We start from the raw sequence: 20,600 nt of genomic DNA, 5'->3' as shown, positions 1-20,600 counted from the left end.
ATGGTGGACGTGCTTTCGCAGAACGAGATCGACGCGCTGTTAGCCGCGTTGTCCTCGGGCGAAATGGACGCCGAAGAGCTAAAAAAAGAAGAAACCCAAAAGAAAGTGCGCTCCTACGACTTTAAGCGCGCCGTCCGGTTTTCGAAGGATCATATTCGAAGTCTTACGCGGATCCATGAGAATTTCGCCCGCTTTCTGACGACGTATTTCTCGGCGCAGCTTAGAACGTTCGTGCAGATCAACGTCGTTCAAGTGGAACAGCTGCCTTACGATGAATTCATTCGATCGATTCCGAAAATGACGATTTTAAACATCTTCGAAGCGGAGCCTCTCGAGGGACGCATGGTGCTCGAGGTGCATCCGAACGTCGCGTACGCGATGCTTGACCGCCTGCTCGGCGGCACGGGGACGTCCCCGTCGAAAATCACGACGTTAACGGAAATCGAAACGATCGTGATGGAACGCATATTCAGCAAAGCGTTCGACAGCCTCCAAGAGGCTTGGAAAACCGTCATCGAGATCAATCCGAGGTTGGAAGCGCTCGAGACGAACCCGCAGTTCATGCAAATCGTCTCGCCCAACGAGACGATCGCGCTGATCAGCTTAAGCACGAAAATCGGCGATACGACAGGGATGATCAACCTATGTATCCCGCACGTCGTGCTGGAACCGATCATGCCGCGCTTATCCGTGAATAATCTGTTCTTCTCTCCGAAGAAAACGAGAGCGCCGGAAGAGATGGAAGTGCTGCAAGAGAGGCTTCAACGGGCGACCCTCCCGATTATAGCGGAATTGGGCACATCCACCATCACGATCCGGGAGTTTCTCCAGCTGGCGACCGGCGACGTCATCGCCCTGAACAAATCGGTGGACGATCCTCTGGAAATCAAAATCGGGGACCGACCGAAATATATCGGAACGCCGGGTACGGTGAAAGGCAAGTTGGCCGTTCAAATCACGGATCTTGTGACCGAAGGAGAAGAAGAGCATGACGAATAAAGATTATTTATCCCAAGAGGAGATCGACGCGCTGCTGAGGCAGTCGGAAGACGCGAGCGGCGTCGATTCGTTCGGGGGCGGCGGTTTCGATGCCGGGCTGTCGATCGACGACTATTTGTCGCCGATCGAGCAGGACGCGCTCGGCGAAATCGGCAACATTACGTTCGGCAGCGCAGCGACCGCGCTGTCCACGCTGCTCGGACGCAAAGTGGACATTACGACGCCGAAGGTGTCCGCCATCGCGAAGGACGACGTCGCGGGCACGTTCCCGAATCCGCACGTCGCCGTGCATGTCAATTACGTGGACGGGTTCCACGGCATTAACCTGCTCGTCATCAAAACGCGCGACGCGCAGGTGATCGCGGATCTCATGCTCGGCGGCAGCGGGCACCCGGAAGAAACGGAGCTGAACGAAATTCACATCAGCGCCGTTCAAGAAGCGATGAACCAAATGATGGGGTCGTCGGCGACGTCGATGTCGACGATATTCAATCGGTTCGTCAACATTTCGCCTCCGGGCATCGACGTGTTGAACTTCGCCGCCGGCGAAGGCGACAAGCTGCTGACGGAGGAAGCGTTCATCCAAATTTCGTTCCGGCTGACGATCGGCGATTTGATCGATTCCAGCATTATGCAGCTGCTGCCGGTCTGGTTCGCCAAAGACATGGTGTCGATTTTGATGGGCGGCACCTCGGCCGGCGAATCGCCGCCGCCGTCGAATCCGCGGCCGGCGGCATCGCCGCCTCCGGCGCCCGCCCCGGCGGCGCAGGCCCCGCCGCCTGCGCCGCCGCAGCAGCCGCAGCACGCGCCGCCGCCTCCGGCATATCCGGAGCCGCCGGCGCCGGCGTACGGCGGGTATCCGCCGCCGCCGCCGCACTATCAGGCGCCGTACCCGCCGCCGTACCCGCCGCAGCCGTACGCAGCGCCTTACGGGGCGCCGCAGCAGCCGCAGTACGCGCCTCCGCCCCCGCCGCCGCCGAATCGGAACGTGCAGCAGGCGCAGTTCGCCGATTTGGCCGGCTTCGGGACTCCCGGGACGGAGAATACGAACCTTAATTTGCTTCTGGACATCCCCCTTAAGGTTACTGTTGAATTAGGGAGAACTCAGAAGCAAATCAAGGACATTCTCGAGCTGTCCCAAGGATCGATCGTCGAGCTGGATAAGCTGGCGGGGGAACCGGTCGACATCCTGGTGAACAACAAGCTGATCGCCAAGGGCGAGGTCGTCGTCATCGACGAAAACTTCGGCGTCCGGGTCACCGACATCGTCAGCCCGTGGGACCGGATCCAAAAGTTACAGTAACCAACAGCAGGCAGTCCGTACGGCATCCGTACTTGCAAACTATCAAACTACCGATCGAAAGGATTGTATCGAATGGCAAACCGAATTTTAGTGGTAGACGATGCAGCGTTCATGAGAATGATGATTAAGGACATCTTGACCAAAAACGGTTACGAGGTCGTCGGCGAAGCGAGCGACGGCGCGCAAGCCATCGAGAAATTCAAGGAATCGAATCCGGACCTCATTACGATGGACATTACGATGCCTGAGATGGACGGAATCACGGCGTTGAAAGAAATCAAAAAAATCGATCCGAGCGCGAAGGTCATCATGTGCTCCGCGATGGGTCAGCAGGCGATGGTCATCGACGCGATCCAAGCGGGCGCGAAGGACTTCATCGTCAAGCCGTTCCAAGCCGACCGCGTCATCGAAGCGATCAAGAAGACGTTGGGCTAAATGATATACCCCATTCTCGTCGCAACGTTCGGCGAATCGATGCAGACGCCGGACGCTTCGCCGCCGAGCGATTTTTCGACCGGCGAGTTTTACGGCAGCATGATCCAGGTCGTCGTCGTCCTGGCCGTCGTCGTCGGTCTGATCGTCGTCTTGATCCGGTTTCTGGCGGGGAGAAACAAACGTTGGTCGGGCAAGCGTTCGCTGCTCGTCCATGCCGGCGTACCGCTCGGACCGAACAAATCGCTGCAGATCGTAGAGATCGGCGATTCGGTCTATGTTGTCGGGGTGGGCGAGAACGTAACGCTCCTTGATAAAATCGACGATCCGGAGAAAGCCGAAGCGCTGCTGGCAGCGCTCGATCCGGGCCCGGCCCCGTCCGCGGGCGGCGCGGTCGCCGCGATCGCTCAATGGATCGCGAGCCGCCGCAAGCAGCCGCCGAGCGAAGAGACGGAATGGCAGTCGAACGAAGCGTTCCGCGAACTCCTCTCCCAGAAGCTGAAGGGCATCCAACGCAAGGAGGCCATGAAGGAATGGATGGAGGAGGAGGAAAAGCGATGAAACGCTGGCTGCCGCTGCTGCTGCTCGGCCTGTCTTTCGCGTTCGCGCCTCAGGCCGCCATCGCGGCGGGAACGCCGATTCCCGGCATCGACCTGTCGATCGGCACGTCGGACGAGCCTTCGGACGTATCGTCGACGTTAAGCATCGTATTGATGCTGACGGTGCTAAGCTTGGCGCCCGGCATTCTTATTATGATGACGTGCTTCACCCGCATCGTGATCGTCCTCGGCTTCGTTCGAACGTCGCTCGCGACGAACCAGATGCCGCCGAACCAGGTGCTGATCGGCCTTGCCTTGTTTCTCACGCTGTTCGTGATGGCGCCGACGATCGGCGAAATCAACGAAACCGCGCTGCAGCCCTATCTCGAAGGGGAGCTTTCCCAGACGGAAGCGCTGAATCAAGCGGCCGTCCCGTTAAAGAAGTTTATGGCGAGCCAGACGCGCGAGAAAGACTTGATGCTGTTCCTCGATTACGGGAACATGCCTCGTCCGACGTCGTACGAGGATATTCCGCTGACGGCGCTCGTTCCGGCGTTCGCGATCAGCGAACTGAAGACGGCGTTTCAGATGGGCTTCATGATTTTCGTGCCGTTTCTCGTCATCGACATGGTCGTCTCCAGTACGCTCATGGCGATGGGGATGATGATGCTGCCGCCGGTCATGATTTCGCTGCCGTTCAAAATTTTGCTGTTCGTGCTCGTCGACGGCTGGTACTTGGTCGTGAAGTCGTTGCTGCTCAGCTTCCATACGTGACGAACGAAGGAGGGGAACCACGATGCGCTCGGACACGGTCATTCGGATCGCGGGAGAAGCGATATATACGACATTGATGGCCAGCGCCCCGATGCTGCTTCTGGCGCTCGTCGTGGGCCTTGCCATCAGCGTCTTCCAAGCGACGACGCAAATCCAGGAGCAAACGCTCGCGTTCGTTCCGAAAATCGTCGTCGTCTTGATCGCGATTTTGTTTTTCGGCCCTTGGATATTGTCAAAGCTGGTCGATTTTACGTTTCATATTCTCGACAATTTGTATCGTTATATCGGGTAATGCCGGATGGAAGAGGTACTGCAGTTTTTCCCGAACTTTTTGCTCGTTTTTTGCCGGATGACAGGTTTTTTCGTAACGGCGCCCGTGTTCGCGACGCAAAGCAACGTGCCGCCGCAATTTCGCATCGGCCTTGCCGTATTCGCTTCGCTGCTCGCCTTTTTCGCGGCCGGCACGGAACGGGCGATTCCGATCGACGGGGAGTATCTGTACTACGTCGTTCGGGAATCGTTGATCGGCGTCCTGCTCGGGTTTGTCGCCTATTTGTTTTTCACGGTCGTGCAGATCGCCGGCTCGTTCATCGATATGCAGATGGGCTTCGGCATCGCCAACGTCATCGACCCGATGACGGGCGCGCAAAGTCCGGTGTTCGGCAGTTTTAAGTATATGATCGCGATGCTGCTGTTCCTTACGTACGACGGTCACCATTTTTTGCTGATCGGCATAATGGACAGCTACGAGCTCATCCCGCTGGACAATTCGTTCTTCGCGGCGCTGGCGGCGGGACCGCCGTCGGAGCTGCTGACCAAAAGCGTATCCGCCGCCTTTACGCTCGCGTTCCAAATGGCGGCGCCGATCGTCGCGTCGATGTTTTTGGTCGACCTGGCGCTCGGCATTTTGGCCAAAACGGCTCCGCAATTCAACGTGTTCGTCGTCGGGATGCCGCTGAAAATCATCGTCGGTCTCGGCATCGTGCTGCTGCTCATTCCCGGCTTCGTCGCCTTGTTTCAAACGTTGTTCCATACGTTGTTCGAGCATTTGTACGAAATGATGAGAGCCCTGCGCGCCGCATAATTGAGAACCGGGAGGTGCCCCATGCCGCGCGAGCTTCGGCTGTCGCTGAATTTGCAGTTGTTCGCCCAAGAAAAAACGGAAACCGCGACGCCAAGAAAACGTCAGGAGTCTCGCCAAAAAGGCCAAGTGGCGAAAAGCATGGAGCTGCCCGGCGCACTCATCATGCTGGGCGCTTTCGGTTTGCTCGCCATGTACGGCGCCTCGATGGGCGACGGCATCGTCAGCATGTTCCGGGCGGGGTTGTCCGAGTACATTCTTTGGGACGTGACCGACGCCAATATTATTGTCATGTTTTCGCAGCTCATACGGCAGGGATTTCTGCTCGTTCTGCCGATTTTCGCGGTCGGCGTCGTGATGGCGCTGCTGTCGACGTACGCGCAGGTCGGGTTCCTCTTTACGGGGGAGCCGCTCAAAATGAAATTGGAAAAGCTCAATCCGATCCAAGGCTTCAAGCAAATTTTTTCGATGCGCTCGGTCGTCGAATTTTTGAAATCGATGCTGAAGGTGTTTATCATCGGCACGATCGCTTTCTTTATTCTATGGGGCGAACGGACGACGCTGCTCACTTTGGCATCGGTGCCTTTGGAAGCGATGTTCGCATATATCGCGTCGTTGACGCTGCGCCTCGGCCTGTTTGCCGGCGCCGCGCTGCTCATCCTCGGGCTGCTCGACTACGCGTATCAGAAGTGGGAGTACGAGAAAAACCTTCGCATGTCGAAACAGGACATCAAAGACGAGCATAAGAAGACGGAGGGCGATCCTCTCGTCAAATCGAAAATACGCGAAAAGCAGCGCCGCATGGCGCTGCAGCGGATGATGCAGGAAGTGCCGAAGGCGGACGTCGTCATCACGAACCCGACGCACTTCGCGGTCGCCATCCGCTACGACGGGAACGAGATGGACGCGCCGCGGGTCATCGCGAAGGGCGCGGATTACTTGGCGCTTCGCATCAAACAAGTCGCCAAGGAGCACGACGTTCCGCTGATGGAAAACAAGCCGCTGGCTCGCGCGCTGTACGCGCAGGTCGACATCGGCCAATCGGTTCCGCAAGAAATGTTCCATGCGGTCGCGGAAGTGCTCGCGTACGTGTATAAGACGAAAGGAAAGGGCGCGGCGGCGAGACGGTAAAGCCGCGTCCGTATTCGATCGCCGGGAAGGGAGGGGAAACGGATGAAAATCAAAGACTTAGCGGTACTGATCGGCATTATCGGCATCGTCCTCATGATGATCGTGCCGGTGAACGTGCATCTGCTCGATTTTATGCTGATCATCAACATTTCGCTCGCGCTGACGATGCTGCTCGTGGCGATGAATACGAAGGAGCCGCTGCAGTTTTCCATCTTCCCCTCGCTGCTTCTGATCACGACGCTGTTCCGGCTCGCGCTGAACGTGTCGACGACGAGGAACATCCTCGCCAACGCGCATGCGGGCAAGGTCGTCGAGACGTTCGGTTCGTTCGTCGCGCAGGGCAACATCGCGGTCGGCTTCATCGTGTTCCTCATTCTCGTCATCGTGCAGTTCATCGTCATTACGAAAGGCTCGGAGCGCGTCGCCGAGGTCGGCGCCCGCTTTACGCTCGACGCGATGCCCGGCAAGCAGATGAGCATCGACGCGGACCTCAATTCGGGCCTCATCAACGAACAGCAAGCCCGCGAGCGCCGGAAAAAAATCGAATCGGAAGCCGATTTCCACGGCGCGATGGACGGCGCCATGAAGTTCGTCAAAGGGGATGCGATCGCTTCGATCATCATCCTCTTTATTAACCTGATCGGCGGTATTATCATCGGCATGTCCATGAAGGGCTTCGAGTTCGGACAAGCCATGGAAATTTACTCGATCATGACGATCGGCGACGGCCTCGTCAGCCAAATTCCGGCGCTGCTCATTTCGACGGCGGCCGGCCTCATCGTGACGCGCGCCGCCTCCGAAGGCAACCTCGCTTCCGATTTGACGGAGCAGATGTCCGCGTATCCGCGTCTTTTGTACATCGTCGGCGGCACGGTCGTCGCGCTCGGCCTGTTCACGCCGATCGGTCCGATGCTGACGGTGCCGGTCGGCGGGATGCTCGCGTTCGCCGCGTACCGGATGGACGGCATGGTGAAGAAGCGGGAAGCGGAGCAGGAGATGCTCGTCGAAGAGCAGCAAATCGAAGAGGTCCGCAGCCCGGAGAGCGTCGTCAATTTGCTGCAGGTCGACCCGATCGAATTCGAGTTCGGCTACGGACTCATTCCGCTCGCGGATCAGCAGCAGGGCGGCGACCTGCTCGATCGAATCATCATGATCCGCCGACAATGCGCGCTCGAGCTCGGGCTCGTCGTGCCGGTCATCCGGATTCGCGACAACATTCAGCTTCGGCCGAACGAATACGTGATCAAAATCAAGGGCAACGCGGTGGCGCGGGGCGAGCTGCTGCTGAACCATTATTTGGCGATGAGCCCCGGCATCGATGACGACAGCGTGACCGGCATCGAAACGATGGAGCCCGCCTTCGGGCTGCCGGCGCTGTGGATCGACGAGGCGACGAAGGATCGGGCGGAAATGTCCGGCTACACGGTCGTCGACCCGCCGTCGGTCGTGGCGACGCATTTGACCGAAGTCATCAAGCGCCACGCGCACGAGATGATCGGCCGCCAGGAGACGAAGTCGCTCGTGGACAACCTGAAGGAATCGTATCCGACGCTCGTGGACGAACTGATCCCGAACATCATGTCGATCGGCGAGGTGCAGAAGGTGCTGGCCAAGCTGCTGAAGGAGAAGGTGTCGATCCGCGATTTGGTGACGATTTTCGAGACGCTGGCCGATTACGGCACGTACACGAAGGATCCCGACATTTTGACCGAATACGTGCGTCAGAGCTTATCCCGTCAAATTACGCAGCAGTACGCGCCCGGAAGCGGCACGCTGCGCGTCGTGACGGTCGGCCCGTCGCTCGAGCGGAAAATCGCCGAAGCGGTGCAGCAGTCGGAGCACGGCAGCTATCTCGCGATGGATCCGGCCAGCTCGCAAACCGTCGTGCAGAAAGTGGCGGAGCAGGCGTCGAAGCTCGTCCAGTCGGGCGGCACGCCGATCGTCCTGACGTCGCCGACGATACGCATGTACTTGAAGCAGCTGCTGGAGCGCGCGATGCAGGATATTACGGTGCTCTCGTACAGCGAGCTTGAACCGAACGTCGAAGTCCAAAGCATTGGGGTGGTGAACGTATGAAGGTAAAAAAATATGTGGTCGACTCGATGCCCGACGCGCTGCAAAAAATTCGCAGCGAGCTCGGCAAGGACGCGGTCATCATCAATACGAAGGAGATTCGCGTCGGCGGCTTCCTCGGCTTGTTCGCGAAGAAGAAGGTCGAGGTCGTCGCCGCGACCGATTCCCATCCCGAATCGAGCGCGCCGATTCGCTCCGGCCGTCCGGCCGCGGTTCCCGCGCCGAAGCCGGCGCCGCAGCGCCCGAGCCCGCCGCCCGCATCGCGCGCGAAGCCTGACCCGGCGATTCCGGAGCGAGGCTCCCTATACGGCGGAATCGATGCGGCGCCCGCGCCCGCGCCGTTCGTTCCGCCCGCGGCGCAGGCCGCCGTCTTGTCCGCGCCGGCGCCGTCCGCGAGTGAGGACGCGCTGCTGCAGGAAGTAAAGCAGATGAAGGAAATGATGCTGAAGCTCGCGAGCGCGCAGTCCGGCGTCGCCGCGGAGCCGGACCTTCCGGCCCCGTTCGCGTCGATCCGCTCGCGGCTGATCGAGCAGGACGTGCTGCCGGCGCTCGCGCAGTCGCTCGTCGACGAAGCCGCGGCGGCGTTCGGCGAACGTCCGCTGTCGGACGTGACGGCGCAGGAGGCGGCGGACGCCGTCAAGGCGCGCATCGTCGAGCTGCTGACGAGGCGGCCGATCGAACGCATTCGCGAGGATGCGCGGCTCGTCCATTTCGTCGGGCCGACGGGCGTCGGCAAGACGACGACGATCGCCAAGCTCGCCGCCGAACAGACGCTGAAGGCGCGCAAATCGATCGCGCTCATCACGTCGGATACGTACCGGATCGCCGCGATCGAGCAGCTCCGGACGTACGCTTCGATCCTGAACGTGCCGATCGAGGTCGTGTTTTCGGCGCTCGATCTGCAGAAGGCGCTCGAGAAGCTGGAAGACCGCGACATGATTTTGATGGACACGGCGGGGCGCAATTTCCGGAACGAAATGGCCGTCTCCGAGCTTCATTCGCTGCTCAGGATCGAAGAACGGCGGGATACGTTCCTTGTGCTGTCGCTCAGCATGAAATATGCCGACATGAAAGCCGTAACGGACAATTTCTACAAATTCGGCGTCGAGAAGGTGCTGTTTACGAAAGCGGACGAGACGGCGTCCTTCGGCTCGGTCGTCAACTTGCTCCACGACTACCCGCTGTCGTTGTCGTACGTGACGAACGGACAGACCGTCCCGGACGACATCCATTTGGCCGATCCGAATAAAATGGCCGACGAACTAGTAGGTGAACCTCATGACGAATGACCAAGCGGAAGCGCTTCGCAACCTCGTAAGGCAGGAAGAACGCGGACGGATGCCGGTCCCGGGTACGGAGACGCCGGATCGCCAAACGCGCATTTTCACGATCACGAGCGGCAAAGGCGGCGTCGGCAAATCGAATTTCACGCTCAATTTCGCGCTGCAGCTGCAGTCGCTCGGCTATCAAGTGCTCGTGTTCGACGCCGACATCGGCATGGCCAACATCGACGTTTTGATGGGTGTGTCGCCAAAGTACAATTTGTACCATTTGCTGAAACGGGAGAAGACGATCGAGGAAATCATCTGCCGCGGCTACAACGATCTGCAGTTTATCGCCGGAGGGTCCGGCTTCAACGACTTGCTGTCGCTTAAGCCGGAGGAGCTGGAGTATTTCTCGTCCCAGGTAATGTCGCTCAGCGGCACGGTCGATTTCATCCTGTTCGACACCGGCGCGGGGTTATCCAAGGAATCGCTCAAGTTCATCACGGCGGCAGAGCAGACGATCGTCGTCACGACGCCGGAGCCGACGTCGATCACGGACGCGTACGCGATCATTAAAATGGTGCACGCCCGGGAGCCGAGCGTTAGGTTCCAGCTCGTCGTCAACCGGGTGACCGACCGTCTGGAAGGCAAGCAGACCGCCGATAAAATCAGGCTCGTGTCTCAGCAGTTTTTGCAGCTGGACATCCCGACGCTCGGGTACATCCCGGACGACGCGAACGTGTCGAAAGCGGTAAAAAAGCAGACGCCGTTCTCCGTCATGTTTCCGGAGACGGCCGCGACGCGCGAATTGAAGGAGCTGGTGCGCCGGTTCGAATCGTCCTCGCGCGCGCCGCTTGCCGAACCGTCGATGGACGCCGCCGGCGGCGTCAAGCGGTTCCTGAGCCGCATGCTCTCGTTCATGAGATAACCACGGGGAAGGAGGGAGCTCATGTCCCCCTATCGCATTCTGGTGGTCGACGATTCGGCCTTCATGAGAACGTTCGTGTCCGACCTCATTAACGCGGACGCGACGCTCGAGGTCGTCGGCACGGCTCGCAACGGGTTCGAAGCGGTCGACGCCGTCAAGCGGCTGAAGCCGGACGCCGTGACGATGGACGTCGAAATGCCGGAAATGACGGGCCTCGAGGCGCTGCCGGTCATCATGCGCGAAGCGCCGACGCCGGTCATCATGCTAAGCAGCTCGACCCGCGAGGGCGCGGCCGCCACGATTCGCGCGCTGGAGCTCGGCGCTTTCGACTTCGTCGCCAAGACCGATCTCAGGCATATGCAGGAAACGCTGACGGCGACGCTTCGGGCGGCCGTCGAGCACAAGAAGGAGACGGTCGCCCTGCGGCTGCAGCCGGCGCCGCTGCCTCCGCCTCCGCCGCCGCCCGCGTCCGCCGCGGCGCCTCCGCCGGCGAAGCCCGCGCGTCCGCCGGTCCCGGCGCCGAAGCCGAGCCGGCCGGACGCGGCAAGCCCTCCGAAGGCGTTCGCGCCGGTGCGCAAGCCGGTCGAGCCGCTCGCGCGGCCGCCGGCGTCGTCCGGCGCAGCGGAGGCGCCGCCTCCTCGTATGAAGCCGCCGAGCCGGCCGACGAATCGCATCGTGGCGATCGGCACGTCGACCGGCGGCCCGCGGGCGCTGCAGCAGGTGCTGACCCGGCTGCCGGCCGACTTCCCGGCGCCGGTGCTCATCGTGCAGCATATGCCGCCGGGCTTTACGAAGTCGCTCGCCCAGCGGCTCAACACGCTGTGCGCCATCGAGGTGGCGGAGGCGGAGGACGGGATCGAGCCGTTGCCCGGCACGGCGTACATCGCCCCGGGCGGGCAGCATCTCGTGCTGCGCAAGGAGCCCCGCGGCTACAGGCTGCGCCTCACGGACGACCCGCCGAAGAGCGGTCATCGCCCGTCGGTGGACATGCTGTTCGAATCGCTCGCGGAATGCCGCGAGCTCGACCGGACGGCGGTGCTGATGACCGGCATGGGCAGCGACGGGGCCAAAGGGATGAAGCTGCTGTACGAACAAGGCGTGCGGCGAACGATCGCCGAGGATGCGTCCAGCTGCATCGTGTACGGCATGCCGCGGGCGGCGGTCGAGTTGGGTTGCGTCGTCCATCGGCTCCCGCTCGAGGCAATCGCCGCGCAAATCACGAAGGAAGTGACTCAGGCCGAGGAGGTGTAACGGATGGATACGAACCAGTACTTATCCATGTTTATTGACGAATCGAGAGAGCACCTGCAAGCGATGAACGACAATATGCTGGCGCTGGAGAACGCTCCGGACGATATCGGTCTCGTTCAACATATGTTCCGTTCGGCGCACACGCTGAAAGGCATGTCCGCTACGATGGGGTACGAGGATATCGCTTCGCTGACGCACGAGATGGAGAACGTGCTCGATCTCGTCCGGAACGGGAAGCTGAAGATGGAAGAGTTCATCTTCGACGTCGTCTTCCGGAGCTTGGACGCGCTGGAGGCGATGATCGCCGACATCGTCGCCGGGGGCACCGGCAACTCCGACGTAAGCGCGATCGTCGCCGACCTCAAGGCGATCGTCGACGGCTCGTTCCGCGCCGGCGCGGCGCCGGCAGCGGCCGGACAAGCCGCGCCGGCGGCGGGGAACGCGCAGCCGGCCGAAGGCGCCCAAGGCGTCCGCGCCTTGTTGGACCAGTATCAAATCTCGATCGTGCAGCAGTCGATCGAAGCCGGCCATCTCGCCTATCGGATCGACGTCGCCCTTCGCAAAGATTGCGTGCTGAAAGCGGTCCGGGCGTACATGGTGTTCGACGCGCTCGGCAAGCTGGGCGAGGTCGTCAAGTCGTCTCCGCCCGCGGAGGACATCGAAGCGGATAAATTCGACTACGAATTTACGCTCGTCTTCCTGAGCTCGTCGGACGCGAAGGCGATCCAATCTAGCATCGAAGGCGTCTCCGAGATCGCGAGCGCCACGGTCGCGCCGATCGAGGCTTCGGATTTAGCGGGCGGCGCCGCTCCGGCCGCTCCGGCCGCATCGAGCGCCCGCGAAGCCGCAGCCGCCGCGGCGGCTCCCGCGCCCGCGCCATCCGCAGGGAGCGCGCCCGAGCGCGCCGCGGCTCCGGCCGCCGACGCGCAGCCGAGAGCGGCGGGGAGCGCCGCGCCGAAGGCGCCGCCGGCGCAAACCCGCACCATCCGCGTCGACATCGAAAAGCTTGACGCGCTGATGAATTTGTTCAGCGAGCTGTTGATCGACCGCGTCCGCATCGAGTCGCTGGCGAAAGAAGTGAAGAACGCCGATCTGATCGAAACGGTCGAGCATATGGGCCGCGTCAGCAGCGACCTCCAGAACGTCGTCATGAAGCTTCGGATGATGCCGGTCGAATCGGTATTCAACCGATTTCCCCGGATGGTGCGCGACGTGGCGAAGACGCTCGGCAAGAAGGTCGATCTCCTCATCAGCGGCGCGGACACCGAATTGGATCGGACCGTCGTCGACGAAATCGGCGATCCGCTCGTGCATCTGCTCCGCAACTCGGTCGACCACGGCATCGAATCGACGGAGGAGCGGCTGAAAGCCGGCAAGCCCGAGACGGGAACGGTTCACCTTCGCGCGTTCCACAGCGGCAATCACGTGTTCATCGAGGCGGAGGACGACGGCAAAGGCATTAACCGCGACGTCATCTTGAAGCGGGCGATCAAGAACGGCATCGTCTCGAAAGAGCAGGGCGACCTGATGAGCGACGAAGACGTGTACCAGCTGCTGTTCGCATCGGGCTTCAGCACGGCCGAGGTCATCTCGGACATTTCCGGCCGAGGCGTCGGACTCGACGTCGTCAAATCCAAGATCGAATCGCTGGGCGGCCGCGTTCACGTCACGTCGACGCCGGGCCGAGGCTCCAAATTTTCGATCCAGCTGCCGCTCACGCTGTCGATTATTATGGCGATGATGGTGAAGCTCGGCGGCGAGAAGTACGCCATTCCGCTCTCCAGCATCGTCGAGACGGCGATCGTCCGCAAGGAGCAGATCCGCAAAGTGCACGGCGTCAACATGTTCGAATTCCGTTCCAGCGTCATTCCGCTCATCAGCCTCAGCCGGCTGTTCGAGGTGCCGGACTACCGGGAGGACGGGGAAGAGGAGACGGAAGTCGTCATCGTCCGCAAAGGCGACCGCCTCGCGGGCATCGCGGTGGAGGAGCTGATCGGCCAGCAGGAGATCGTCCTGAAATCGCTTGGCAAATACTTAACGAACGTATTCGCGGTGTCCGGCGCCACCATTCTCGGCGACGGCCAAGTCGCGCTCATATTGGATCCGAATGCGTTGATCAAATAATCTGCGTAGGCAGAAAGGGAGTGCAGCTATGGCAGCGGTTGTGAAAACGATCGTGTTTTCCATCGGCAACGAAGAGTACGGCATCGAAGTGGAGCACGTAAAAACGATCGAGCGGATGATGCCGATGACGCGCGTTCCGAAGACGCCTCCGTTCGTCAAGGGCGTCGTGAACCTCAGGGGCGTCGTCGTGCCCGTCATCCATCTCGCGTCCCGGTTCGGCCTTCCCGAATCGGAGCCGACGGAGAACACGCGCATCGTCATGGTCAGCGTAGGCGATATCGACGTAGGCTTTATCGTCGACGCGGCGAACGACGTCATCGACGTCGATCCGGAGAGGATCGAAGCGCCGCCGGAAATCGTCGGCGGCATTCGCGCGAAATATTTGCGCGGCATCGCCCGCGTCGGCGAATCGCGTTTGCTCGTCATGCTCAATTTGTCCGAGGTGCTGAATAAATCCGAAATTATCCAATTGGAGCAAATGGAGGACTGACCCTTGAGCGATTTCGAACGCTTCGGCGACACCCAAATGGACGTGCTGCGCGAGGTAGGCAACATCGGTGCCGGACATGCCGCCACCGCATTGTCGAAGCTGTTGGGCAAACCCGTTGATATGTCCGTGCCCCGCGTCAATGTCGTCCCTTTCGACGAAATCGCCGAGCAGGTCGGCGGTCCGGAAGCGGTCGTCGTCGCGGTGTTCCTTCGCGTGGAGGGAGACGCGCCCGGCAATTTGTTCTTTATCCTGTCGCAGACATCGGCCAAGCAGCTGCTGCTGGAGCTGGTGCGCATCGAATCGCCGGACGGGGAGCCGTTCACCGAGCTCGAGGTGTCGGCGCTGTCCGAAATCGGCAACATTTTAGCAGGTTCTTACTTGTCGTCGCTCGCGGACTTCACGAGGCTGTCGCTGTCCCCGACCGTGCCGGGCTTCGCCGTCGACATGGCCGGCCCCATCCTGGCGTACGGGCTGCTCCAATTCGGGGACATGGGCGACCGGGCGCTCTTGATCGAGACGTCGTTCTTCGATGGCATCGATCGCGTAGAGGGCAACTTGTTTTTCATTCCGGATCCGGAGTCGTTCGCGACCATCTTCGCCGCGTTGGGAGTGCCTCCCGAATGACGGAAGAGCTCGTGGTGAAGGTCGGCATGGCGGATCTGAACGCGACGAGCCGCGGCGCGCTGCGGACGACGGGTCTCGGATCCTGCGTCGGCTTAACTCTGTACGATCCGGTTACCCGGGTGGCCGGCATGGCGCACATTATGCTGCCGTCGTCGACGATCGCCAAAGACGCGGCGATCAACAAGGCGAAATACGCCGACACGGCGCTGCCCGAGCTGCTTGCGCGGATGAGGGCGCTGGGCGCGTCGATCGCGCGGCTCGAAGCGAAGCTGGCGGGCGGCGCCCAAATGTTCACCTTCTCGTCCCCCGCGGGGGACACGATGCGCATCGGCCCTCGCAATGTAGAAGCGTGCAAGGAAGGGCTGGTCAGGTACAACATACCGATAAAAGCGGAAGATACGGGTGGGAATTATGGACGAACGATCGAAATCGAGAGCCTTACGGGCGTGCTGTACGTCCGCAGCGTCCTGCACGGGACGAAGGAGCTGTAACCGATGATCGGCTCGTGGCGCTGGAATGGGGTCGCCGCGGGAGCGCTCGGAACGCTCATCTTCCTGCTGTCGTTCTCGAACAATCCGTTGTCCACGGCGGCGTACCGCGCGGGCGTCAGCTTCGCGATGACGTTCGCCCTTACGTATGCGGTGCGATGGATGATCGGAAAAGCGATCGCGCTGACTCCGCCTCCGGAGCCGGAGCCGGCGGAAGGCGAGGCGGCGGAAGAAGAAGGCAAAGGCGCAGCGATCGACATCGTCACTCCGGAGGAAGACGAAGCGCCGCAGTTTACGCCCCTCTCGCCGCCGAAGCTGACGAAAACCGACCAAGAGATCGATCCCGAGTTTCTCGCGCAAGCGCTAAGACACATGTCGGAGAAGTAGGAGGTGAATCAAGTCGATGGAAACTTCCTCCCCGCAGGCTCAGGCGAACGATACCGGAGCGCTATGGCTGCGCTGGAAGCATTCGGGCGATCCGGAAGCGAAAAGCCGCCTGATCGAGCATTATTTGGGATTGGTGGATTACGTGACGAGCCGACTCGCCATCGGCTTGCCTCGCAATGTGTCTAAAGACGATCTTGCCAGTTATGGTATAATAGGGTTGATCGACGCCGTCGAGAAATTCGATTTGGAGCGCGGGCTTCAATTCGAAACGTACGCGTCATGGCGCATCCGCGGAAGCATCATCGACGGGCTGCGCCAGGCGGACTGGGTGCCGCGCTCGGTGCGCGAGAAAGCGCGCAAAATCGAGGAAGCGTACCAGAAGCTCGAGCAGGAGCATCTCCGCAGCGTGACGGACGGCGAAATGAGCGCGTATTTGCAGGTGTCGGAACAAGAGTTTCAGACGATGCTTCAAGAAGTGTCGGTCGCGTCGATCTGCTCGCTCGAAGACCCGATTCGGGACGAGGAATCGGAGACGAGGCTGACGATGCTCGTGGACGAACGCGCGAAAAATCCAGAGGACAGCGTCAGGGAGCTGTACCTGAAGGAGAGTCTCGCCAAGGCGATCGAACGGCTCACGGAGAAAGAGCGCACGGTCGTGTCGCTGTTTTATTACGAGGAGCTGTCGCTGAGCGAAATCGCGGAAGTGATGTCGCTTTCGCCCTCGCGCATCTCCCAATTGCACTCGAAAGCGATATTGCGGCTGCGGGGCCAATTGGGACGCGCGAAGGATCAATTGATGCAGCAATAAATGCTCTAGGGCGAGGAGGGAACGGTGTGGCGGCGGATTTTCCTACGAACTTGGGAGCGGCGGTAGCGGTTTCGGTTTCGGAAGATCGGATGAGCGCGTTCATGCAGTTGATAGATCCGGATGCGGCAGGATCGTTATCGAAGGAGGGGCTCGAGCAGCTCCTGAAGGCGAACGGCGTCGTGTTCGGCATTTTGGAGGGCGCGCTCGCCGATTTTTTGATCAACCCGCTGTCGTACGTTTCCGCACCGCTGTTAATCGCGCAAGGCACCCATCCCGTTCCAGGCAAAGACGGTTTCATAGAGAATTTGTTCAATTCGGAGAACAGGCAGCGCAAACCGCTGGAGCTGGAAGGCGGCGCGGTCGATTACCGCGAGCTGATGCAGCTGAATAACGCGTCGAAAGGACAGCTGATCGCGCAGCGGGTGCTCCCGACGAAGGGAACGCCCGGCATGGCCGTCACCGGCGAGACGATCCCCGGCAAAGACGGGAAAGAAGTCCGTTTCAAGCTAGGGAAAAACGTCGTCGTCGACGCGGAGAAGATGAACATGTACGCGGTCATCGACGGGCTCGTCACCGTGACCGAACGGGGCAAAATCAACGTGTTCCCCGTATACGAGGTGAACGGCGACGTCGACTATTCGGTCGGCAACATCGATTTCATCGGCACGGTCGTCGTCCGCGGCAGCGTGCTGACCGGCTTTCGGATCAAAGCGGCGGGCGACATCCGGATCACCGGAGGGGTCGAAGGCGCCGAGGTGGAAGCGGAAGGGTCCGTCGATATCGCCTCCGGCATTTTCGCCGCGGGCAAAGGGTTCGTCAAAGCCGGGCTCGACGTGAAAAGCTCGTTCATGCAGGAAGCGAACGTCTACGCGGGCCAAAACGTCATCGTCAGCCAAAGCATTCTGCATTCGAACGTCAGAGCCGGCAAAAGCGTCGTCTGCAAAGGAACCAAGGGGCTGATCGTCGGCGGCAGCGTCCAAGCGGGAGAGTATATCCAGGCGAGGACGGTCGGCAATACGACGTCCACGGCGACGGCGCTCGAGGTCGGCGTCAGCCCGGAGCTGCGGGCGGAATTGGTGCAGCTGCGTTCGGCGATCAAACAAATTTCCGAAAATTTGGACAAAACGGAGAAGGCGCTGACGCTGCTGGATCAGATGGCGGCCGCGGGCACGCTGACGCAGGAGAAGCTCGAAATGCGCTCCAAGCTGCAAACCGCGAGACGAGCGACGACGGAGGAGCTGACGGCGGCGAAGGAGCGAATCTGGGAGATCGAATCGAGCCTGGAAGACATCGAAAAAGCGAAGGTCGAAATCATAGGCACGGTATACGCCGGAACGAAAGTCGTCATCGGACGATATACCCGATTCATTAAGGATTCTACGACGCGCGTGGCCTTCCAATTGCAGGGGGGCGAAATTACGTTATCTTCGCACATGTGACGCCGTCGCCGGCGACGGCGGCGCTCGGAAACGGGGGTAGGGAAGATGAGCATGAAAGGCGTCGAAATGCAAATCGCGGTCCCGCGCACCACCGAAGCGACGAACGTTCAAAATCAGCTCAACCAAAAACCGGGCTACGACCAAGCGTCGCTCGCGAACCAAACCGCGAAGCGGGCGGAGCGGGAGCGAACGCAAGCCGTTCGCGCGGACGGCGCCGACTTCCTGAACGTGCGGGAGGACGGCGGAGGCGCGCGAAGCGGCGCGCGCGAGGGGAACGCCCGCCGGCGGAAGGCGGACGATGACGAACGCCGCGGCGCGGCGGAACCGGGTCATCCGTTCAAGGGACGGCATATCGATATTTCATTATAGGAAGCGGAAAGTTAGGGTGAAGGCCGTTGCAAATGTGGATGATCGTCTCGCTGCTCGGTCTCGTGATTTTGCTCTACGCGTCGCTGCTGCCCCGCACGCAGGAGCGGAAGCCGGCGCCGGAGGAGTTTCTCGATTCCATGGGCGATACGCTGCAGCAGTTCGCGGACGAAATCGAACAAGAAAACAAAGAGCTGCTCCGCATGGTCGGCGACATGAAGCGCGAGCACGAGAAGCGGACCTCGTCGCTGCTGTCGAGAATCGAGCAACTCGAGAAGCAAGCCGCGCCGCCCGCCGCCGCGGCCGTCGACTCGGCTCGCTCCGCCTCTGCGGGGAGCGCGTTCGCGGAAGCCGTTCGGCCGGAGCCCGCCGCTCCCGCCGCGCTAGCGCAGGCTTCGCCTCCTGTGCCGGCAGCGTCGTCCGCGGCGGAAAGCGCAGGCGTTCCCGCGGCAGGCGCGCCTGCGGTCTCCGCGGCGGACGACGAAGCGAAGGCGCCGCGTTCTTCGCGTTTCGCCGGCACCGTCAAGGCTCGGTATCAGGAGCTGTTCGAGCTGTACGACGCCGGCAAATCGATCGAATATATCGCGAAGAAACTTGGGAAAAACAAAGGCGAGGTACAGCTGATTATCGGGCTCGCCAAACAGGAGGAACCGCAGCATGGTCAGCCGTAAATCGTATCTGTACGGGCTCGGGACGGGCCTCATCGCCGGATCGGTGCTGCTGCAGCTCGCTTCCATCGGCGAGTCGTCGGCCGGTCCGATGTCCGAAGCTCAGTTGGAAGCGGCTGCGGCCGCGAGCGGCTATGTGCTGAAGGACGCCCGAGTGGCCTGGTTTACGGAGCAGCAGATGCAGGAGCGGGCGGCCGAGGCGGAGCGACGTCTTCGCGCCGAGCTGGAGGCGGAAGGAGCGATAGGCGCGGCGCCCGAGGATGCGGCGAAGCCGGCCGTCGTCTACGCCTTCACGGTGGGCTCCGGCTCGGAGCTGAAGGACGTGGCGAAGCTTGTGTACGAGCTCGGGCTGGTGGACGATTACAACGGCTTCCTGTTCGAAATGCAGGAGCGGGGACTCGCCGGTAAGGTCCAAGCGAAGCATTACCGGTTCGACCGCGTTCCGACGACGGACGAGCTCATCGAAGCGCTGACGACGCCGTAACGACGCCGGTTCCGCCGATCCAGCATATGGATGCGGAGGACGGCGTTTTTTTGAGAAATGAAGGTTGCGAACAACTCGGTGGATATGGTATATTTGTTGACGGTGTGAAAAATCACACGCCTTTCCAATTTTCTTCGGGGTGCTTCCGCTCGGCGGAAGTCCGGGGGAAAGATGCGGAGGGCGGAGGCCAAAAAAACCATTTTAGAGGAGGTGCGTGTAAGATGGCAGTAATTTCCATGAAACAGCTTCTGGAGGCGGGCGTGCACTTCGGTCACCAAACTCGTCGCTGGAACCCGAAAATGGACAAGTACATCTTCACGGAACGTAACGGGATTTACATTATCGATTTGCAAAAGACGGTTAAGAAGGTCGAAGAGGCTTACAATTTCGTCAAATCCGTCGCAGAAAACAACGGCACGATCTTGTTCGTGGGCACGAAGAAGCAAGCGCAAGATTCGGTTGCGGAAGAAGCCGCTCGCTGCGGTCAATTCTACATCAACCAGCGCTGGCTCGGCGGCACGCTGACGAACTTCGAAACGATCCGGAAGCGGATTAACCGCTTGAAAGATCTTGAGCGTATGGAAGCGGACGGCACGTTCGACCTGCTCCCGAAGAAGGAAGTCATCTTGCTGAAGAAAGAACACGAGCGCCTCGAGAAGTTCCTCGGCGGCATTAAGAATATGCGCGGCATGCCGGACGCGGTGTTCATCATCGACCCGCGCAAAGAGCGCATCGCCGTTGCCGAAGCTCGCAAGCTCGGCATCCCGATCGTCGGCATCGTCGACACGAACTGCGATCCGGACGAGATCGACTACGTCATCCCGGGTAACGACGACGCGATTCGCGCCGTCAAGCTGCTCACGTCGAAAATGGCGGACGCCGTGATCGAAGCGCATCAAGGCGAGCAAACGAGCGCATAATGGAATGTAAGACCTAAGAAAAGGGT

Annotated in this window: 23 protein-coding genes; all 23 read left to right on the top strand. The window is 60.7% G+C overall.

What is annotated here, in order from left to right; translation table 11 throughout:
- The 23 genes from fliM to rpsB all read left to right on the top strand — a co-directional run bounded on the left by fliM (nucleotide 1) and on the right by rpsB (nucleotide 20,574).
- Nucleotides 1-999: a flagellar motor switch protein FliM gene (gene fliM / locus VE009_RS05630; RefSeq protein WP_325006420.1), complete on the top strand. Its 999-nt coding sequence runs from the start codon at nucleotides 1-3 to the stop codon at nucleotides 997-999.
- On the top strand, nucleotides 989-2,302 hold the full coding sequence (gene fliY / locus VE009_RS05625; RefSeq protein WP_325006419.1) for a flagellar motor switch phosphatase FliY: 1,314 nt from the start codon (nucleotides 989-991) through the stop codon (nucleotides 2,300-2,302). Before fliM ends, fliY begins: the two co-directional genes overlap by 11 nt.
- Nucleotides 2,303-2,374: 72 nt before the next feature.
- Entirely contained in the window at nucleotides 2,375-2,737 is a 363-nt protein-coding gene (locus tag VE009_RS05620; protein ID WP_325006418.1) for a response regulator, read from the top strand.
- Complete coding sequence (locus VE009_RS05615; protein ID WP_325006417.1) at nucleotides 2,738-3,295, top strand: flagellar biosynthetic protein FliO; 558 nt, start codon at nucleotides 2,738-2,740, stop codon at nucleotides 3,293-3,295.
- Nucleotides 3,292-4,047: a flagellar type III secretion system pore protein FliP gene (gene fliP / locus VE009_RS05610; protein WP_325006416.1), complete on the top strand. Its 756-nt coding sequence runs from the start codon at nucleotides 3,292-3,294 to the stop codon at nucleotides 4,045-4,047. Before VE009_RS05615 ends, fliP begins: the two co-directional genes overlap by 4 nt.
- A 22-nt stretch (nucleotides 4,048-4,069) precedes the next feature.
- Entirely contained in the window at nucleotides 4,070-4,339 is a 270-nt protein-coding gene (gene fliQ, locus VE009_RS05605; RefSeq protein ID WP_325006415.1) for a flagellar biosynthesis protein FliQ, read from the top strand.
- 6 nt (nucleotides 4,340-4,345) lie between these two features.
- Entirely contained in the window at nucleotides 4,346-5,131 is a 786-nt protein-coding gene (gene fliR, locus VE009_RS05600) for a flagellar biosynthetic protein FliR (protein WP_325006414.1), read from the top strand.
- Nucleotides 5,132-5,152: 21 nt separating this feature from the next.
- Nucleotides 5,153-6,259, top strand: a complete 1,107-nt coding sequence (gene flhB / locus VE009_RS05595) for a flagellar biosynthesis protein FlhB (protein ID WP_325006413.1) — start codon at nucleotides 5,153-5,155, stop codon at nucleotides 6,257-6,259.
- 42 nt (nucleotides 6,260-6,301) lie between these two features.
- On the top strand, nucleotides 6,302-8,335 hold the full coding sequence (gene flhA, locus VE009_RS05590) for a flagellar biosynthesis protein FlhA (RefSeq protein ID WP_325006412.1): 2,034 nt from the start codon (nucleotides 6,302-6,304) through the stop codon (nucleotides 8,333-8,335).
- Nucleotides 8,332-9,621, top strand: coding sequence for a flagellar biosynthesis protein FlhF (flhF, locus tag VE009_RS05585; RefSeq protein ID WP_325006411.1), 1,290 nt, complete (start codon nucleotides 8,332-8,334; stop codon nucleotides 9,619-9,621). Before flhA ends, flhF begins: the two co-directional genes overlap by 4 nt.
- Nucleotides 9,611-10,525 (top strand): MinD/ParA family protein, encoded by a 915-nt coding sequence (locus tag VE009_RS05580; RefSeq protein WP_325006410.1) that lies wholly within the window; start codon nucleotides 9,611-9,613, stop codon nucleotides 10,523-10,525. Before flhF ends, VE009_RS05580 begins: the two co-directional genes overlap by 11 nt.
- A gap of 21 nt (nucleotides 10,526-10,546) precedes the next feature.
- Nucleotides 10,547-11,776: a chemotaxis response regulator protein-glutamate methylesterase gene (locus VE009_RS05575; RefSeq protein WP_325006409.1), complete on the top strand. Its 1,230-nt coding sequence runs from the start codon at nucleotides 10,547-10,549 to the stop codon at nucleotides 11,774-11,776.
- A gap of 3 nt (nucleotides 11,777-11,779) precedes the next feature.
- Nucleotides 11,780-13,900, top strand: coding sequence for a chemotaxis protein CheA (locus VE009_RS05570; protein ID WP_325006408.1), 2,121 nt, complete (start codon nucleotides 11,780-11,782; stop codon nucleotides 13,898-13,900).
- Between the two features lie 28 nt (nucleotides 13,901-13,928).
- On the top strand, nucleotides 13,929-14,390 hold the full coding sequence (locus VE009_RS05565) for a chemotaxis protein CheW (protein WP_325006407.1): 462 nt from the start codon (nucleotides 13,929-13,931) through the stop codon (nucleotides 14,388-14,390).
- 36 nt (nucleotides 14,391-14,426) lie between these two features.
- Nucleotides 14,427-15,014: a chemotaxis protein CheC gene (locus VE009_RS05560; RefSeq protein ID WP_325006540.1), complete on the top strand. Its 588-nt coding sequence runs from the start codon at nucleotides 14,427-14,429 to the stop codon at nucleotides 15,012-15,014.
- Entirely contained in the window at nucleotides 15,011-15,505 is a 495-nt protein-coding gene (locus VE009_RS05555; protein WP_325006406.1) for a chemotaxis protein CheD, read from the top strand. The genes VE009_RS05560 and VE009_RS05555 overlap by 4 nt, the downstream gene beginning before the upstream one ends.
- A 3-nt stretch (nucleotides 15,506-15,508) precedes the next feature.
- The gene (locus VE009_RS05550; protein ID WP_325006405.1) at nucleotides 15,509-15,889 is read left to right on the top strand and encodes a hypothetical protein; all 381 of its coding nucleotides are present in this window, start codon (nucleotides 15,509-15,511) and stop codon (nucleotides 15,887-15,889) included.
- Nucleotides 15,890-15,905: 16 nt separating this feature from the next.
- On the top strand, nucleotides 15,906-16,697 hold the full coding sequence (locus VE009_RS05545; protein ID WP_325006404.1) for a FliA/WhiG family RNA polymerase sigma factor: 792 nt from the start codon (nucleotides 15,906-15,908) through the stop codon (nucleotides 16,695-16,697).
- Between the two features lie 26 nt (nucleotides 16,698-16,723).
- Nucleotides 16,724-18,136 (top strand): FapA family protein, encoded by a 1,413-nt coding sequence (locus tag VE009_RS05540; protein ID WP_325006403.1) that lies wholly within the window; start codon nucleotides 16,724-16,726, stop codon nucleotides 18,134-18,136.
- A 45-nt stretch (nucleotides 18,137-18,181) separates the two neighbouring features.
- Nucleotides 18,182-18,505, top strand: a complete 324-nt coding sequence (locus VE009_RS05535) for a hypothetical protein (protein ID WP_325006402.1) — start codon at nucleotides 18,182-18,184, stop codon at nucleotides 18,503-18,505.
- A 32-nt stretch (nucleotides 18,506-18,537) separates the two neighbouring features.
- Nucleotides 18,538-19,173, top strand: coding sequence for a DUF6115 domain-containing protein (locus tag VE009_RS05530; protein ID WP_414694786.1), 636 nt, complete (start codon nucleotides 18,538-18,540; stop codon nucleotides 19,171-19,173).
- Nucleotides 19,160-19,654, top strand: coding sequence for a hypothetical protein (locus tag VE009_RS05525; RefSeq protein ID WP_325006400.1), 495 nt, complete (start codon nucleotides 19,160-19,162; stop codon nucleotides 19,652-19,654). The genes VE009_RS05530 and VE009_RS05525 overlap by 14 nt, the downstream gene beginning before the upstream one ends.
- 221 nt (nucleotides 19,655-19,875) lie before the next feature.
- Entirely contained in the window at nucleotides 19,876-20,574 is a 699-nt protein-coding gene (gene rpsB / locus VE009_RS05520; RefSeq protein ID WP_325006399.1) for a 30S ribosomal protein S2, read from the top strand.
- Nucleotides 20,575-20,600 lie beyond the last annotated feature (26 nt).

Source organism: Paenibacillus sp., assembly GCF_035645195.1.
GTDB lineage: Bacteria > Bacillota > Bacilli > Paenibacillales > YIM-B00363 > Paenibacillus_AE.
The sequence above is the reverse complement of the archived record's forward strand: the minus strand, read 5'-3'. Positions and strand labels throughout refer to the sequence as shown.

Excerpts from the sequence above, each read along its gene's own strand:
- VE009_RS05620 (WP_325006418.1), top strand. The coding sequence starts at position 2,375 with ATGGCAAACCGAATTTTAGTGGTAGACGATGCAGCGTTCATGAGAATG.
- fliP (WP_325006416.1), top strand. The coding sequence starts at position 3,292 with ATGAAACGCTGGCTGCCGCTGCTGCTGCTCGGCCTGTCTTTCGCGTTC.
- rpsB (WP_325006399.1), top strand. The coding sequence starts at position 19,876 with ATGGCAGTAATTTCCATGAAACAGCTTCTGGAGGCGGGCGTGCACTTC.
- VE009_RS05570 (WP_325006408.1), top strand. The coding sequence starts at position 11,780 with ATGGATACGAACCAGTACTTATCCATGTTTATTGACGAATCGAGAGAG.
- VE009_RS05615 (WP_325006417.1), top strand. The coding sequence starts at position 2,738 with ATGATATACCCCATTCTCGTCGCAACGTTCGGCGAATCGATGCAGACG.
- fliM (WP_325006420.1), top strand. The coding sequence starts at position 1 with ATGGTGGACGTGCTTTCGCAGAACGAGATCGACGCGCTGTTAGCCGCG.
- VE009_RS05535 (WP_325006402.1), top strand. The coding sequence starts at position 18,182 with ATGAGCATGAAAGGCGTCGAAATGCAAATCGCGGTCCCGCGCACCACC.
- VE009_RS05555 (WP_325006406.1), top strand. The coding sequence starts at position 15,011 with ATGACGGAAGAGCTCGTGGTGAAGGTCGGCATGGCGGATCTGAACGCG.
- VE009_RS05525 (WP_325006400.1), top strand. The coding sequence starts at position 19,160 with ATGGTCAGCCGTAAATCGTATCTGTACGGGCTCGGGACGGGCCTCATC.
- flhB (WP_325006413.1), top strand. The coding sequence starts at position 5,153 with ATGCCGCGCGAGCTTCGGCTGTCGCTGAATTTGCAGTTGTTCGCCCAA.
- fliR (WP_325006414.1), top strand. The coding sequence starts at position 4,346 with ATGGAAGAGGTACTGCAGTTTTTCCCGAACTTTTTGCTCGTTTTTTGC.
- VE009_RS05580 (WP_325006410.1), top strand. The coding sequence starts at position 9,611 with ATGACGAATGACCAAGCGGAAGCGCTTCGCAACCTCGTAAGGCAGGAA.
- VE009_RS05550 (WP_325006405.1), top strand. The coding sequence starts at position 15,509 with ATGATCGGCTCGTGGCGCTGGAATGGGGTCGCCGCGGGAGCGCTCGGA.
- VE009_RS05575 (WP_325006409.1), top strand. The coding sequence starts at position 10,547 with ATGTCCCCCTATCGCATTCTGGTGGTCGACGATTCGGCCTTCATGAGA.
- VE009_RS05545 (WP_325006404.1), top strand. The coding sequence starts at position 15,906 with ATGGAAACTTCCTCCCCGCAGGCTCAGGCGAACGATACCGGAGCGCTA.
- VE009_RS05560 (WP_325006540.1), top strand. The coding sequence starts at position 14,427 with ATGGACGTGCTGCGCGAGGTAGGCAACATCGGTGCCGGACATGCCGCC.
- flhF (WP_325006411.1), top strand. The coding sequence starts at position 8,332 with ATGAAGGTAAAAAAATATGTGGTCGACTCGATGCCCGACGCGCTGCAA.
- fliQ (WP_325006415.1), top strand. The coding sequence starts at position 4,070 with ATGCGCTCGGACACGGTCATTCGGATCGCGGGAGAAGCGATATATACG.
- fliY (WP_325006419.1), top strand. The coding sequence starts at position 989 with ATGACGAATAAAGATTATTTATCCCAAGAGGAGATCGACGCGCTGCTG.
- flhA (WP_325006412.1), top strand. The coding sequence starts at position 6,302 with ATGAAAATCAAAGACTTAGCGGTACTGATCGGCATTATCGGCATCGTC.
- VE009_RS05565 (WP_325006407.1), top strand. The coding sequence starts at position 13,929 with ATGGCAGCGGTTGTGAAAACGATCGTGTTTTCCATCGGCAACGAAGAG.
- VE009_RS05530 (WP_414694786.1), top strand. The coding sequence starts at position 18,538 with ATGTGGATGATCGTCTCGCTGCTCGGTCTCGTGATTTTGCTCTACGCG.